This is a genomic window from Streptomyces zhihengii (assembly GCF_016919245.1).
Classification (GTDB): domain Bacteria; phylum Actinomycetota; class Actinomycetes; order Streptomycetales; family Streptomycetaceae; genus Streptomyces; species Streptomyces zhihengii.
The window spans coordinates 2,568,662-2,584,188 of the sequence record NZ_JAFEJA010000001.1 but is presented as its reverse complement, the minus strand read 5'-3'; the positions used below and the strand labels follow the sequence as shown (position 1 = coordinate 2,584,188).

Annotated in this window: 12 protein-coding genes; 4 read left to right on the top strand and 8 right to left on the bottom strand. The window is 71.5% G+C overall.

Annotation, left to right across the window (positions count from 1 at the left end):
- Positions 1-5: 5 nt before the first annotated feature.
- Positions 6-620: a YceI family protein gene (locus JE024_RS10565; protein ID WP_205373334.1), complete on the bottom strand. Its 615-nt coding sequence runs from the start codon at positions 618-620 to the stop codon at positions 6-8.
- Positions 621-885: 265 nt separating this feature from the next.
- On the opposite strand from JE024_RS10565, the gene JE024_RS10560 reads away from it, so the two are divergent.
- Positions 886-1,419: a hypothetical protein gene (locus JE024_RS10560; RefSeq protein WP_205373333.1), complete on the top strand. Its 534-nt coding sequence runs from the start codon at positions 886-888 to the stop codon at positions 1,417-1,419.
- Positions 1,420-1,505: 86 nt separating this feature from the next.
- Here JE024_RS10560 and JE024_RS10555 read toward each other — a convergent pair whose 3' ends face one another.
- Positions 1,506-2,732, bottom strand: a complete 1,227-nt coding sequence (locus tag JE024_RS10555) for a glycoside hydrolase family 64 protein (RefSeq protein ID WP_205373332.1) — start codon at positions 2,730-2,732, stop codon at positions 1,506-1,508.
- Between the two features lie 231 nt (positions 2,733-2,963).
- Here JE024_RS10555 and JE024_RS10550 point away from each other — a divergent pair, with 231 nt between their 5' ends.
- The 3 genes from JE024_RS10550 (at position 2,964) to JE024_RS10540 (ending at position 8,864) form a co-directional block, all read left to right on the top strand.
- The gene (locus tag JE024_RS10550) at positions 2,964-6,809 is read left to right on the top strand and encodes an endo-alpha-N-acetylgalactosaminidase family protein (RefSeq protein ID WP_205373331.1); all 3,846 of its coding nucleotides are present in this window, start codon (positions 2,964-2,966) and stop codon (positions 6,807-6,809) included.
- A gap of 230 nt (positions 6,810-7,039) precedes the next feature.
- Positions 7,040-8,626, top strand: coding sequence for an acyl-CoA carboxylase subunit beta (locus tag JE024_RS10545; protein ID WP_205373330.1), 1,587 nt, complete (start codon positions 7,040-7,042; stop codon positions 8,624-8,626).
- 25 nt (positions 8,627-8,651) lie between these two features.
- Positions 8,652-8,864: an acyl-CoA carboxylase subunit epsilon gene (locus tag JE024_RS10540; protein ID WP_205373329.1), complete on the top strand. Its 213-nt coding sequence runs from the start codon at positions 8,652-8,654 to the stop codon at positions 8,862-8,864.
- Positions 8,865-9,188: 324 nt separating this feature from the next.
- Here JE024_RS10540 and JE024_RS10535 read toward each other — a convergent pair whose 3' ends face one another.
- From JE024_RS10535 to JE024_RS10510, 6 genes are all read right to left on the bottom strand, one after another.
- The gene (locus JE024_RS10535) at positions 9,189-9,770 is read right to left on the bottom strand and encodes a GTP-binding protein (protein ID WP_050791473.1); all 582 of its coding nucleotides are present in this window, start codon (positions 9,768-9,770) and stop codon (positions 9,189-9,191) included.
- A complete protein-coding gene (locus JE024_RS10530; RefSeq protein WP_205373328.1) occupies positions 9,751-10,362 on the bottom strand; it encodes a DUF742 domain-containing protein in 612 nt (203 codons plus the stop codon). The genes JE024_RS10535 and JE024_RS10530 overlap by 20 nt, the downstream gene beginning before the upstream one ends.
- Positions 10,363-10,458: 96 nt before the next feature.
- The gene (locus JE024_RS10525; protein ID WP_005311461.1) at positions 10,459-10,872 is read right to left on the bottom strand and encodes a roadblock/LC7 domain-containing protein; all 414 of its coding nucleotides are present in this window, start codon (positions 10,870-10,872) and stop codon (positions 10,459-10,461) included.
- A gap of 10 nt (positions 10,873-10,882) precedes the next feature.
- The gene (locus JE024_RS10520) at positions 10,883-14,155 is read right to left on the bottom strand and encodes a sensor histidine kinase (RefSeq protein WP_205373327.1); all 3,273 of its coding nucleotides are present in this window, start codon (positions 14,153-14,155) and stop codon (positions 10,883-10,885) included.
- A gap of 338 nt (positions 14,156-14,493) precedes the next feature.
- Positions 14,494-15,075 (bottom strand): GTP-binding protein, encoded by a 582-nt coding sequence (locus tag JE024_RS10515; protein WP_205373326.1) that lies wholly within the window; start codon positions 15,073-15,075, stop codon positions 14,494-14,496.
- Positions 15,056-15,463, bottom strand: a complete 408-nt coding sequence (locus JE024_RS10510; protein ID WP_205373325.1) for a DUF742 domain-containing protein — start codon at positions 15,461-15,463, stop codon at positions 15,056-15,058. The genes JE024_RS10515 and JE024_RS10510 overlap by 20 nt, the downstream gene beginning before the upstream one ends.
- Positions 15,464-15,527: the final 64 nt, after the last annotated feature.

Genomic DNA, 15,527 nt, shown 5'->3' with positions numbered 1-15,527 from the left:
GCGGGTCAGGCGGCGGCCTTGATCGCGGAGATGTCGAAGGTCAGCTTGACCTTGTCGCTCACCATGACGCCACCGGCCTCCAGCGCGGCGTTCCAGGTCAGGCCCCAGTCGGACCGCAGGATCTCGGTGCCGCCCTCGAAGCCCACGCGCTCGTTGCCGTAGACGTCGGTGGCCGAGCCCTGGAACTCCAGGTCGATGGCGAGCGGACGCGTGACGTCCTTGATCGTCAGGTCGCCGGTGATGCGGTAGGCCTCGCCGCCGAGCTGCTCGATGCGGGTGGAGCGGAAGGTCATCTTCGGGAACGCCTCGGCGTCGAAGAAGTCACCGCTGCGCAGGTGGCCGTCACGGTCGGCGATGCCGGTGTCCACGGAGGCGATGTCCACGTCGATCGAGGCGGAGGAGTTCGCCGGCTCGGAGCCGTCCAGCTTCAGGGTGCCCTCGTGGGAGCCGAAGGTGCCGCGGACGTTGGTGACCATCGCGTGCCGCACGGTGAAGCCGATGCTGCTGTGGGCGGGGTCGATCGTGTACTCGCCGGTCAGCGCGGCGAGCGCCGGGTCGACCTGTGCGGGCAGCGTGGCGACGGCGGTGGCGGTGTCGGACTTGCGGCTGAAGATACCCATGACGTGCTCCTCGGGGACGGGCGCCGGAGGGGGTCCCGGCGGGGTGGCGCGAAAGCTTGTTTAAGCTTCAACGAAATCGACTGTAACCCCATTCCGTTCAACTTTCAACATCCTGTCCGGAGGGATCCGCGGATCCGGCCGGACGTATCTGTTCCGCCCTCTGGCGGACGCGCGTAGAACTCGGGCACCATCTGACTGCTCCACCTGCACAGCCGTCCCGCCCCTCACAGGTCCACCACGGTCATCAGCAGGAGGGAATCCCCCCATGGAAGCCCGTACGACAGCCGGCCCCAGGCTCCGGTCCGCCGTCACCGCGCTCGCACTCGTCCTCGGCGCCCTGTTCGCGCCCGGGTTCGGCGTGCTCGGCGCCGCGACCGACGCCCACGCCGCCACCAAGATCAGCCACGCCACCGCGACCTCGATGTTCCGTTCCTCGGGCATCACCTGGTCGTCGTCGGGCGGCTGCTCGGACCGCAACACCCCGACGTGCACCTCCTTCGAGCAGCTCAACCTCGCCAGCGCGCAGGGAGCCCAGACCCTCAGGAGCGCCAGCGGCTGCGCGCTCAACATCACCGGCGGCACGGAGACGGGCCACGCCGGCGGCACCTACTCGCACTGGAACGGCTACAAGCTCGACTACAGCAAGGGCACGTGCGTCGGGAACTACATCAAGAACACCTTCACCTACATCGGGGTCCGCGGTGACGGCGCCCCGCAGTGGAAGTCGGGCTCCGGCAACGTCTACGCGGACGAGGGCAACCACTGGGACGTGACCTACTACAACTGCGGCGGCTGCTGACCCGCGCCGCACCCGCACGCCGAAGGGCGCCCGTCCCCCCGGACGGGCGCCCTTCGTACGCGGCCGGGCCTGGCGCCCGGCGCCGGTCAGGAGCCGACGCTCACGGTGAACCGCCGGGGGTTGCCGTCGTGCGCCGCGCCCGAGACGTCCGGCTGCCCGTCCGGGCGGACGTCGTCGTACGGGAAGGCGTAGCCGATCGGGGAGTTGGCGTGGACGATCCGCGACCAGTGGTTGGTGGCCGGGTCCCGGTAGTAGTCGGCCGCGGTCGCGCCGTTCGGCTGGTCCGGGTGGCTGAGCATGGTGCTCCGGTTGAAGCCGGCCGCGATCCTGGCGAGCAGCGCCTTCTTGTCGTCGGAGTCCGACGGGTTGTTGGTGAACGGCCCGTGGTTGCAGGTGAAGACGTCCCGAGAGACGGGCTTGGGGAAGGTGTGCCCGCCGGTGAAGGTCAGGGTGTCGCCGCTGACCCGGCCGGTCAGCACGCCCCGCCCGCCCTGGAGGTCCACCCGCAGGTCGGTCGAGCGGTACTTCTCCCACACCTGGTCGATGTAGCCGCTGAAGGCGTCCCGGAAGGGCATCTCGGCGGGGCGGTCGAAGTACGGCGCCATCAGCACCTGCGGGGAGATCGCCCGCAGCACCCTGCCGTCGCCGCCCCGGATCACCAGCTTGTCCCACGGCTGCCCGTCCCGCGCCGCCTGCGCGGCGAGGTCGGAGGCGATCCGCTCCAGCGCGCCGTCGGGCAGCGGGGCGACCGTGTGGGTGGCGTCGCCGGCGAGGGTCAGGCCGATGGGCAGCGCCGTGACCAGGTCGACGTAGCTGATGTTGGCGAAGAGCTGCTGCGCGTTGAAGGTGAACTCGCAGAACGACCACACGCGGCCGTAGTTGGGGTCCGCGGCCGTGGCGAACGCCGGCTCCACCAGGGAGGGGCCCGGGTTCACGAAGAAGTCCAGCTTCCCGTCGCGCACGAAGTACACCCGCGCGCCGAACATCCGCGGCAGCGTGAGCACGACCGGGCCCGCGCCGGCGGGCTTCAGCGGGATCGCGCAGTCGACGGCCAGCGGGGTCATCGGCGCGCCCGGGTTCGCCGGCTTGTACACCCCGCCGTCGGGGCGCAGCAGGACCCAGTCGCCGGTGCCGTCCTCGTGGCCGGTGACGTACGCGTGGACGGTGCCGGGCAGGGAGCGGTTCTCCAGGGCCAGCTCACAGGTGGCCGGAGCGGCCTCCGCGGAGGGGCTGAGAGCGCTTCCCCAGGCGGGGTAGGTGAGCGCGCCGGCGGTCGCGGCGGCGCCGGTGAGGAAGAGACGTCGGGATATCACGAGTCGACTCCTGGTGCTGTGGGGGGAGTTGTGTGGGGAGCGCCTACTCTCGCGAGCCGCCGCGCTCGCGTCAAGAGTTATGACTGAGAGCGCTCTCAGAAATTGCTCCGGCTTCACAAGTCGACGGCAGGCAGCCCCACTTGGACGGAACGGACGGGGTTGTTGGACTGCCGGGCCCCTCCGCGTCCGCCGTCGTTGACCCCTCGGGGGCCGGGCACTACCCAGGTCCCCATGCCTCGTAGATTCCGTGCGGCGTGCGCCCTCGCCGCCGCCTCCAGCGCAGTGTTCGCCCTGGCCGGGCCCGCCGGTCCGGCCACCGCCCGGACCGGCGGGCCCGCCGCCGTGAGCGCCGCCGGCGCCGGGCCCGTCATCGGCTCCGCCGCGCTCTCGGTGCGCGTCGCCGACGACTTCCCGCGGGTCCTCGCCTACACCGACCGCGCGAGCGGAGCCACCCTGCTCGGCAGCACCCGGCCGGTCACCGAGGTCACCCTCAACGGCACCGCGTACCCGGTACGGCTCACCGCCCCGCCCCGCACCACGACGACCGCCGTCCGCTACACCCTCGGCTTCGACGGCCTGCCCGGTGTGGAGATCGACGCCGCCCTCTCGGTCGGCGGACGCGCGGTGACCTTCGCGGTGACCGCCGTCCGTGACACCGCGGCCTTCCGGGTGGGCACCATCGACGTGCCCGGCCACGACCTGGTGTCGGTGGGCAGCGCCGAGCAGGGCGCGGCCACCGCCTTCACCCGGCTCGACCCGGACTCCACCCGCACCGCCGACGTCTTCGCCGGGGTCACCGCGGACACCCCGGCCGACGCCGCGCCCGTCGGCGCCTCGTACGCCATCGTCAGCACCGCGTCGCTCGCCGCCGCCGTCGAGTCGAACTCGTCGTACGACAAGCCCAGCGGCCCGACCGGCGGCGACGACGCCCGCTTCTGGCACCAGGCGCGCAGGACTGCGGACGGCTCCGTGCGCGTCGGCGTCTCCTCCGGCCAGTGGACCTACCGGGGCGAGGGCGCGCCCGCGCCGGAGAGCGGCGAGGACCTGCCCTGGGCGAAGGTGGTCGTCACCCCCGACGCCAACGGGGACGGCCGGGTGGACTGGCAGGACGGCGCGGTCGCCTTCCGCTCCATCGGCGTCACCGCGCCCGGCGGCGAGGACACCCCGGACCGGGTGATCACCCACATCCCGTTCAACTTCGCCAGCCAGGCCACCCACCCCTTCCTGCGCACCCTCGACGACGTGAAGCGCATCTCGCTGGCCACCGACGGCCTCGGCCAGCTCGCCGTCCTCAAGGGCTACGGCTCCGAGGGCCACGACTCGGCCCACCCCGACTACGGCGACAACTACAACAAGCGCGCCGGCGGCCTCGCGGACCTCAACAAGCTCCTCGCGGCCGGCGAGAAGTGGGGCGCGGAGTTCGGCGTCCACGTCAACGCCACCGAGTCGTACGCGGAGGCCCGCGCCTTCGACGAGGACCTCGTCGACCGCACGAAGCCGGGCTGGAACTGGCTGGGCCAGAGCTACTACATCGACCAGCGCCGCGACCTGAACGGCGGCGGCCTCGCCCGCCGCTTCCAGCAGCTCCGCGACGAGACCCACCCGAATCTGAACTTCCTCTACATCGACGTCTACTACACCCACGGCTGGATCGCCGACGAGACGCTCCGGACGGTGCGGAAGCAGGGCTGGAACGTCGGCACCGAGTGGGCGGACAAGTTCGAGCGCGCCTCGCTCTGGTCCCACTGGGCCAACGACCTCGACTACGGCGGCGCCACCAACAAGGGCCTCAACTCGCAGATCGTCCGCTTCATCCGCAACGGCGAGAAGGACGTCTGGAACGACCACCCGGTGCTCGGCCAGAGCGCCCTGGAGGACTTCGAGGGCTGGACCGGCGAGAACGACTGGAACGCCTTCTACGACAACGTCTGGCAGCGCGACCTGCCCGCCAAGTACCTCCAGCACGAGCGGATCACCCGCTGGAACGGCGACGACATCACCTTCACCGGCGGCCTGCGCGGCACCGTGGTGGACGGCCGCCGCACCTTCCTCGACCACGGCCGCACCGTGCTCGACGGCGACCGCTATCTGCTCCCCTGGGACGGCGGGAAGAAGCTGTACCACTACAACAAGGCCGGCGGCACGACCAGCTGGGCCGTCGACGGCGACCGCGCGTACACCGTCCACCGGCTCACCGACAACGGACGCGTCAGGACCGGCACCGTCCGTCCCGTCGACGGACGGATCACGCTGACGGCCGAGGCCGGACAGCCGTACGTGCTCTACCCCTCCCGCGCCCCCGAGCCGCGTGCGCCGCGCTGGGGCGAGGGCGGGCCGGTCGCCGACCCCGGCTTCAACGACGCCGCGCTGGGCGACTGGACCACCCGCGGCGCCGTGGCCCGCGACACCGACGACCACGGCCGCAACAGCGCCGCCCTGACCGGCACCGCCGCCGCCTCCGTCTCCCAGCGGATCACCGGACTGACCCCGGGCAGGCGCTACACCGCCTCCGCCTGGATCGAGGTCGAGCCGGGCGCCGCACGCCGCACCACGCTGTCGGTGGCCGGGCGGTCGGTCTCCGTGGAACGCTCCCCGGTCCGCAACACGATCGCCGCCTCCGACTGGCACGGCACCCGCCTCCAGCGCGCCGCGGTGGCGTTCACCGCGCCCGCGCGCACCGCGACCCTGACGATCGGGGCGGCGGCGGGCAGCCCCGCCCGGGTGCGCCTGGACGACGTCCGCGTGGTCGCCGGGGCGCCCGAACCGACGGCGGGCACCGTCGTCCACGAGGACTTCGAGGCCGTCGACCAGGGCTGGGGCCCCTTCGTCAAGGGCGACGCGGGCGGCACCAACGACCCCCGCACCCACATCGCCCAGCTCCACGCCCCCTACACCCAGGCCGGGTGGAACGGGAAGGCGGTCGACGACGTGCTCGCCGGCCGGGAGTCCCTCAAGTCCCACGAGGAGAACACCGGCCTCGTCTACCGCACCGCCCCCTGGACGGTGCCCATGGAGGACGGGCACAGCTACCGCGTCGAGTACGCCTACCAGTCGAGCCACGCGGACGCCTACGAGTGGGTCACCGGCTACGACCGCGCCGCGGGCGGCGCCGTGGAGCGGCGCCGGACCCCCCTCCCCGCCCAGCGGACCACCGGGCACTTCTCCGAGACCGTCACCGCGGGCTGCGGCGACACCTGGACGGGGCTGCGCAAGCGGGCCGGCGCCCCCGACGGCGCGGACTTCGTGATGGACGGCTTCACCGTCACCGACCTGGGTCCGGCAGAGCGGCGGGCCGCCTGCGGCACCCTGTCCGTCACCGCCCCGGCCGACGCCCTGGAGCCGGGCCGCCCCCACACCGTCCGGGCCGTCTTCGGCAACGACGAGACGGCCCCGGCCCGCGACGTCTCCGTCGGCCTCACGCTGCCCGACGGCTGGACGGCCGCACCCGCGGGCCCGGTCTCCTTCGCCGCCGTCGCGCCCGGGGCCGAGGTCACCGCCGTCTGGCAGGTGACCCCGCCGGCCGACGCCCCCTACCGCGGCCATCCGATCGGGGCGGCCGCCGCCTACACGGCCGGCGGCACGCCCCGCGAGGTGACGGCCGCGACCACGGTGCGCACCCTGCCGCCCCCGCCGGCCGCGGACACCTGGGCGAGCGACCACGACTGGGCGTCGGCCGAGAACGGCTGGGGGCCCGTGGAACGCGACATGTCCAACGGCGGCACCGGCGCGGGCGACGGATCGCCGCTGCGGATCGGGGGAGTGGCGTACGAGAAGGGCATCGGCGCCCACGCGCCCTCGCGCGTCCGCTACTACCTCGGCGGCCGGTGCACCTCCTTCACGGCCCAGGTCGGTGTGGACGACGCCCAGCCCACCCGCGGCAGCGTGCGCTTCTCGGTGCTCGCGGACGGCGCCGAGAAGGCGGCGTCACCGGTGCTGACCGCCGCCGACGCGGCCCGGCCGCTGACCGCCGACGTGACCGGGGCCCGCTACGTCGAGCTGGTCGTCGGCGACGGCGGCGACGGGAACGGCAACGACCACGCGGACTGGGGCTCCGCCCGCTTCCACTGCGGCGGCTGAATCCGGCCCCCCGGCCCCCGTTCGTAACCCGGCCGGCCCACGGACGACATCCTGCTGTGAGCGGCCTCTCATCCGCGCGTGTTGTGGGACTCGCACAATCCTCGGCGGTCGTGAGCTGGTGGTTGGCGCTCGACACGGAATGGTTCTGTGAAAGCCCGACAGGAGAACGGTCGCGAGACTGTACGGAGTCAACGGCACGGTTTACGTGGTCGGCTCCTTAGGGTCGATGCATGACCGTTTTGGACCAGACCACCAGCAGCGAGCCGGCCGACGCACGTGGCCGGGTGGCCGAGCTGCATGCCCTGCGGGAGCAGGCGGAGCGTGGCCCGAGTGACCGGGCGACGGAGGCGCAGCATGCCAAGGGCAAGCTGACGGCGCGTGAGCGGATCGCCCTGCTGCTGGACGAGGGGTCGTTCCGTGAGGTCGAGCAGTTGCGGCGGCATCGGGCGTCGGGGTTCGGTCTGGAGGCGAAGAAGCCGTACACGGACGGTGTGGTGACCGGCTGGGGCACGGTGGAGGGCCGGACGGTCTTCGTGTACGCGCACGATTTCCGGATCTTCGGGGGTGCGCTGGGCGAGGCGCACGCGACGAAGATCCACAAGATCATGGACATGGCGATCTCGGCGGGTGCTCCGCTGGTGTCGCTGAACGACGGTGCGGGTGCGCGGATCCAGGAGGGCGTGAGCGCTCTGGCCGGGTACGGGGGGATCTTCCAGCGGAACACGAGGGCGTCGGGTGTGATCCCGCAGATCTCGGTGATGCTGGGTCCGTGCGCGGGCGGTGCGGCCTACAGTCCGGCGCTGACGGACTTCGTGTTCATGGTCCGTGAGACCTCGCAGATGTTCATCACCGGTCCGGACGTGGTGAAGGCGGTGACCGGCGAGGAGATCACGCAGAACGGTCTGGGCGGCGCGGACGTGCACGCCGAGACCTCGGGCGTCGCGCACTTCGCGTACGACGACGAGGAGACCTGCATCGCGGAGGTCCGCTACCTCCTGTCCATGCTCCCCTCCAACAACCGCGAGAACCCGCCGACCACCACCGGCGACGACCCCGCCGACCGGCGCTCGGACGTCCTCCTCGACCTGGTCCCCGCCGACGGCAACCGCCCGTACGACATGCACAAGGTCATCGAGGAGCTCGTCGACGACGGCGACTACCTGGAGATCCACGAGCGCTGGGCCCGCAACATCATCTGCGCGCTCGCCCGCCTCGACGGCCAGGTCGTCGGCATCGTCGCCAACCAGCCGCAGTCCCTCGCCGGCGTCCTCGACATCGAGGCGTCCGAGAAGGCCGCGCGCTTCGTGCAGATGTGCGACGCCTTCAACATCCCGATCGTCACCCTCCTCGACGTGCCGGGCTTCCTGCCGGGTGTGGACCAGGAGCACGGCGGCATCATCCGCCACGGCGCCAAGCTGCTCTACGCCTACTGCAACGCCACCGTGCCCCGGATCTCGCTGATCCTGCGCAAGGCCTACGGCGGCGCGTACATCGTCATGGACTCGCAGTCCATCGGCGCCGACCTCACCTACGCCTGGCCCACCAACGAGATCGCCGTCATGGGCGCCGAGGGCGCGGCGAACGTCATCTTCCGCCGCCAGATCGCCGACGCCGAGGACTCCGAGGCCATGCGCACCCGCATGGTCAAGGAGTACAAGGCCGAGCTGATGCACCCCTACTACGCCGCGGAGCGCGGCCTGGTCGACGACGTCATCGACCCGGCGGAGACCCGCGAGGTCCTCATCCGGTCCCTCGCCATGCTCCGCACCAAGCACGCAGACCTGCCGTCCCGCAAGCACGGCAACCCCCCGCAGTGACCCTGCGAAGGACTGGAGACCACCGATGAGCACTCCCTCCGACCCCTTCTCCCTCCTCCGGGTGGAGAAGGGCCACGCCGACCCCGAGGAGCTCGCGGCCATCACCGCGATCCTGATGGCCCGCGCCGCCTCCCGCCAGGACGCCGCCCCCGCCCCGCACCGCGGCCGCACCACGGCCGGCTGGCGCCGCCTGGAGCGCCAGCGCGGCTTCCAGCCCTCCCACAGCTGGCAGGGCTGACCCACGACGCCACCGAGGCCCCGCACACGCCCGTGTGCGGGGCCTCGGCGTTCCCCTCGCTCCTCTGAGGTCCCCGCACCTTGCGTCGGAGGCCTGGCCGCCTTTCCAGCCGGTCCGGCGTTTGAGGACACCGCGCGCAGCGTGGTGCGGGACACGACGGCCCGCACCGGCCGACCGGCAGCGGCCCCGCACCTGCCCACCGGCAGCGACCCCGCGCCCGCCCACCGGCGCCCCCCCGGAACGCGCGAAGGCCCCGCACCCCGCTCCGGCAGGAGCGGGGCACGGGGCCGGCCGGGCGGGCAGGGACCCCCACCCGGCGAAGCGCTACCGCAGACGCGCCATGAGGGCGTGCTCGACCAGGGTGATCAGTGCGCTCTTGGCGTCCGCGCGGTGGCGGGCGTCGGTGGTGATGATGGGGGTGTCGGGTCCGATCTGGAGTGCTTCGCGGACCTCTTCGGGGTTGTAGGGCTGGTGTCCGTCGAAGCCGTTGAGGGCGATGACGAAGGGGAGCCCGGAGTTCTCGAAGTAGTCGACGGCGGGGAAGCAGTCGGCGAGGCGGCGGGTGTCGACGAGGACGACGGCGCCGATGGCGCCGCGTACGAGGTCGTCCCACATGAACCAGAAGCGGTCCTGTCCGGGGGTGCCGAACAGGTAGAGGATCAGGTCCTGGTCGAGGGTGATGCGGCCGAAGTCCATGGCGACGGTCGTCGTCGTCTTGTCGCCGGTGTGGGTGAGGTCGTCGATGCCCGCGGAGGCGGACGTCATGACGGCTTCGGTACGCAGCGGGTTGATCTCCGAGACGGCGCCGACGAACGTGGTCTTGCCCACGCCGAAGCCGCCCGCCACCACGATCTTCGCGCTGGTGGTTGAGCGGGCTGCACCGCCGCTAGAGCTTGCGAAGTCCACTGAGCACCCTTTCGAGCAGTGTCACGGCTGGCTGGCCGCCCGCGGCATCGTCGCCGCCGGGCTGATGGATGGCGACGAGGCCGGCCTCCGCCAGGTCGGCGACGAGGATCCGGGCAACGCCGAGGGGGATGGAGAGCAGTGCCGAGATCTCGGCGACCGACTTGATCTCGAAGCACAGCCTGCAGATCCGCTGGTGCTCGGGCAACTGCCCTTGCAGCCGCGAGGGATCCGCGGTGGTGCTGACCAGCGCCTCGATGGCGAGCTGGTAACGCGGCCGGGTCCGGCCGCCGGTCATCGCGTAGGGACGTACCAGGGGGTTGTGCCGGTTCTGCTCCGGAGCCGCCTGGGGCTCGGGTGCCCGCCGGGGTGCCACCGGCTGGACGCGCGGTGCCTGGGGCCGGTCGTACGACGGCTGGTCGTACGGCTGGTACGACGGGTCGTAGGACGACGTCCCCGAGGGCTGCGGCTGCTGGTACGGCTGGGCGCCGCCCCCTCCGCTCGGCGTCGAGGGGAAGTTGAAGCGGTTCTGAGAGTGCTCACCCTGGGGCTGGTGAGCACCGTCATACGGGTGTCCGCCTGGGGGTGTTGCCACGTTTCCTCCTCCGACCGCCGGTCACCGGTCCCTGTCCCTGTGGGGTCGCGCCACCGCACCTTATGGTGCGGTGGCGGGAAATGCACTGTCCGTTTGTCAGTTGAGAAGACTTCCCTGGAGTTCCGCGCGGAGGTCCGGCGTCAGCACGCTGCCCGCACGGTCCACCAGCAGGGCCATCTCGTAGCCCACCAGACCGATGTCGGCCTCCGGGTGGGCCAGGACGGCCAGGGACGATCCGTCGGAGATCGACATGATGAAGAGGAAGCCGCGCTCCATCTCCACCACCGTCTGGTTGACGGCGCCGCCTTCGAAGATCCGGGACGCTCCCGCGGTCAGCGAGGTCAGCCCTGAGGCGACCGCCGCGAGCTGATCGGCTCGGTCCCGCGGGAAACCTTCGGACATCGCCAGCAGGAGTCCGTCGGCGGAGACCACCACCGTGTGCGACACCCCGGGGGTGTTGTCCACGAAGTTGGTGATCAACCAGTTCAGATTCTGCGCCGCCTGGCTCATCGGGCTCACACTAACGCTCCTGGTTGTAGGTACTACCCGGGCCACTGTGTCGATCGTAAGTGGCCGGTCCGTTCGTGTCCGACCCCGCGGTGCGTCCCTGCTGGACACCGCGGCGCAGGTTGCTCAACCTGCCGCGCACGTCCTCGGGGGCGCGAGAGACCTGTGGGCCTCCCTGAGGAGTCTGCTCTGCCGTGCCCTCGATCAGGTTGGCCTTGGGCACGCGCCGGGGGAGACCGGAGGAGGTCACCCCGCCGGCCTTCGGGTCGCGAAGCTTCTCCGCCCGCTGCCAGCGTTCGTCGTTGGCCGAGCGCCAGTCCTCGGTGGAACCCTCGGAACCGCCGGCCTGACCGCTGTCTGCGCCCTGGCCGCCCTGTGGAGCCGCCGCGGCCTGCTGCTCGGCGGGCTGCTGCTGCCACCCGGACTGCTGCTGGGGCTGCTGCCGGCCGGGCGCCTGCTGCTGGCCGCCGCCGCGACGCGGGAGGCCGGAGGCGGTCAGCTCGTGGCTGGCGCTGGGAGCCGGACCCGGACGATCGAAGCCTACGCGGTCGGAGCCGTTCGCGGGAGCGCCCTGGGCAGATTCCGCTTCAGGACGGAACTCGGGCTCGTATCCGGCCTGGTAGCCGCTCTGATCCGGCCAGGCAGCCTGGTGGGAGCTGTTGTCGTACGAACCGTCGAACTGCGCCGCGGCGGCCTGGGCGGCCTGGTAGTCGCCCTCCGCATATGCGCCGTGAAGGTGCTGCTGCTCCTGGTCGCCGGCATAGCCGCCGCCCTGCTGCGGGTAGTCGCCGTAGCCCTGCCCGTCGTAGGCCGCGCCCTGCTGCTGCCCGTCGTACTGCTGTCCGTCGTAGCCCTGCTGGTCCTGCGCGTAGCCCTGGGCCGCGTAGCCCTGCTCGTACTCGCCGGTGTACTCCTGCTGCTGGTCCTGCGTGTCCTGCTGGTAGCCGGCCTCGTCACGGAAGAGCGGGCGCTCCCCGCCGTGGGTCTGGGCCTCCAGCGCGGCACGGCGCTCACCGCGCATCAGCGAGCGGTTGACCGGGTCGAGCTGCGTGGGCGCGTCCTGCTCGGCGTCGTAGCGGGAGTCGTCGAAGCCGAGCTCGGCGGCCGTGCGCATCGGGCTGCTGTCGAAGGACTGCTGCTGCGGGATCATCTGCGAGACCGTGAAGTCGTCCTCGGGCAGCGCCTCGCCACCGCCACCGTGGGTGATGGCGTCGGGGAGCATGACCAGCGAGGTGGTCCCGGCCTGCTCGCCCGAGGGGCGGAGCTGGACGCGGATGCCGTGCCGGTCGGAGAGGCGGCCGACCACGAAGAGGCCCATGCGCTGCGAGACGGCGGCGTCCACCGTCGGCGGGTTGGCCAGCTTGTGGTTGATGTCGGCGAAGTCCTCGGCGGTGAGGCCGATGCCCTTGTCGTGGATCTCGATCATCACGCGGCCGTCGGGCAGCCGGGTGGCGGTGACGCGCACCTTGGTCTGCGGGGAGGAGAACGTGGTGGCGTTCTCCAGCAGCTCGGCGAGCAGGTGCACGAGGTCGGTCACGGCCTGGCCGTGGATCTCGGTCTCGGGGACACCGGTGAGCTCGATGCGCTCGTAGGACTCCACCTCGGAGGAGGCGGCGCGCATGACGTCCACCAGCGGCACCGGCTGGTTCCAGCGGCGGCCCGGCTCCTCGCCGGCGAGGACCAGGAGGTTCTCGCCGTTGCGGCGCATACGGGTGGCCAGGTGGTCCAGCTTGAAGAGGTTCTCGAGCTGGTCCGGGTCGGCCTCGTTGTTCTCCAGGTCGGTGATCAGGGTGAGCTGGCCCTCGATCAGCGACTGGTTGCGGCGCGACAGGTTGGTGAAGATCGCGTTGACGTTGCCCCGGAGCATGGCCTGCTCGGCGGCGAGGCGCACGGCCTCGCGGTGGACCTGGTCGAAGGCGCGGGCGACCTCGCCGATCTCGTCCTGGGAGTCGATCGGGATGGGCTGGACGCGGGTGTCGACCCGGCCGGGCTCGGTGCGCGAGAGCTGGTCGACCAGCATCGGCAGGCGCTGCTCGGCGATGCCGAACGCGGCGGTGCGCAGCTCGCGCATCGAGCGGCTCATCTGGCGGGCCATGAGGCCGGCCAGCACGAAGGCGGCCAGCAGGGCCACCAGCACGATGGCGCCGGTGGTGATGGCGTCGTTGCGGGCGTCGTCGGAGATCGCGGCGGCCTCGGACACGGCGCGGTCGACGAGGTCCTTCTCGATCTCGGAGTAGCCGTCGAACTTGGCGGTCGCGGCGCCCATCCAGGTCTCGGCCGTGATGTCCTGGCGGCGGAGCTGGGCGGGGGTGGAGCCGGAGCCGATGGCGGTGGCCATACCGGTGAAGACCGACTTGTCCGGGCCCACCGGCGGGTTCAGGCCCGCCGCCTTCAGGCGCTTCTCGCCCTCGGCGGCCTTGCCGGCCATCACCTGCTGGAGACGGGCGGTGTCGGCCTCGGTGCCGCCGGAGACGTACTCGGCGAGCGCGATCTGCTCCAGGTAGTTGTACGAGTTGAAGGCGATCTTCTGCTGCGCCAGCACCTCGCCGGAGCCGGGACGGACCAGCAGGTGGGTGCCGATCGAGCGCTGGAGGGAGGCCGCCGCCTTGGAGAGCTGGATCGCGTAGACGGTCCGGCCGTAGCTGGTGACGTTGCCGGTGCCGAGGCCGAGCTCGTTGGCGAACTCCATCAGCACGTGCTGGACCTTGACGTAGCCCTCTTCGGTCTTCACCGGGTCGAGGGCCCTGGAGTACGCCGCCTCGCGCAGCTTCTCCAGGCTGGGCTCCTCCTTGTCGAAGAGCTCCAGACGCCGCTCCAGGCCCTGGCCGGGCGGCATGTCCCGGACGGACTCGCGGAACTTGTCCGCGGCGGCGTCGGTGGTCTCGTAGGCCTCGGTGACCTGCGGGCCCTTGCGGTCGGCCTCGCTGGTCGCGAGCAGCAGGGTCTGGGCCGTGAGGTCGCGCTCGTTGAGGAGGGCCTGCCCGTACTCGGCGGCGGCCCGCACGATGAGCGCGGTCTTCTCGGCATCCTGCGCCTCGCTCCAGGTGTCGATGGACTGCTTCACCTGGAAGCCGCCCATGACCAGGCCGACGAGCACGGGTATGAGCAGGATCGCGTTCAGACGCGTCGGCACCCGCCAGTTGCGCGGGGACATCCTGCTGGAGTTGCCCGGGGCCGGGGGACCGCTCGAAGCACCCGACGCATCCGCAGGCGATGCCGCTGTGCGCGGCGGGGTGAAGTTGCCCCGCGCCTGGTGCTCTGCGGAGCTCGTATTGCTTCGCCTCACTCGACCAACAACCTCTCGGCGTCGGCACCTACGCTGTGCCGTGATTCGTTCATAGCCGTACTACTCGGCAGTTCGACGAATTGCAGCATGCCGAGCCGCCCCATTCCAAACACCTGGAATCCCCGGTTCCGGGTGATCGTACCCGCCGATAAAACGGGCATAAAGAACGAGCCCCGTCAAAAGGCGAGGCTCAGGTGAGCGCAGTGGCACCGATCGTGCGCACCGGGTGGCCGCCGGGCGGGAATTCTCTGTCGAAATGTTATGAACAGGCGGGCGGGCCGTGTCGAACGACACAGCCCGCCACTCCGCAAGTTACGACAACTACCGTATGGCGTCGTCTACTTGAGCCGGGCCATGAGGGCGTGCTCGACCAGGGTGATCAGTGCGCTCTTGGCGTCCGCGCGGTGGCGGGCGTCGGTGGTGATGATGGGGGTGTCGGGTCCGATCTGGAGTGCTTCGCGGACCTCTTCGGGGTTGTAGGGCTGGTGTCCGTCGAAGCCGTTGAGGGCGATGACGAAGGGGAGCCCGGAGTTCTCGAAGTAGTCGACGGCGGGGAAGCAGTCGGCGAGGCGGCGGGTGTCGACGAGGACGACGGCGCCGATGGCGCCGCGTACGAGGTCGTCCCACATGAACCAGAAGCGGTCCTGTCCGGGGGTGCCGAACAGGTAGAGGATCAGGTCCTGGTCGAGGGTGATGCGGCCGAAGTCCATGGCGACGGTCGTCGTCGTCTTGCCGCCGGTGTGGGTGAGGTCGTCGATGCCCGCGGAGGCGGACGTCATGACGGCTTCGGTACGCAGCGGGTTGATCTCCGAGACGGCGCCGACGAACGTGGTCTTGCCCACGCCGAAGCCGCCCGCCACCACGATCTTCGCGCTGGTGGTCGACCGGGCCGCACCGCCGCTAGAGCTTGCGAAGTCCACTGAGCACCCTTTCGAGCAGTGTCACGGCCGGCTGGCCGCCCGCGGCATCGTCGCCGCCGGGCTGATGGATCGCCACCATGCCGGCCTCCGCCAGGTCGGCGACGAGGATCCGCGCCACACCGAGCGGCATCGACAGCAGCGCCGAGATCTCGGCGACCGACTTGACCTCCCGGCACAGGTGGCAGATCCGCTGGTGCTCGGGGAGCAGCCCGGCCAGCATGGCCGGGTCGGCGGTCGTGCTGACCAGCGCCTCGATGGCGAGCTGGTAGCGCGGCCGGGTCCGGCCGCCGGTCATCGCGTACGGACGCACCAGCGGCTGGTCGCCCTCGTCCCCGTACGCGTCGACTGACGCTCCGTACGGATCGTGAGAGGCGGGGGGCGGGGTCATGAATCCTCCGGGCGTGACAGCAAGTGGTCGGCTGTGCCGTCTGATGGGGCCGGTGGGGGGCCTT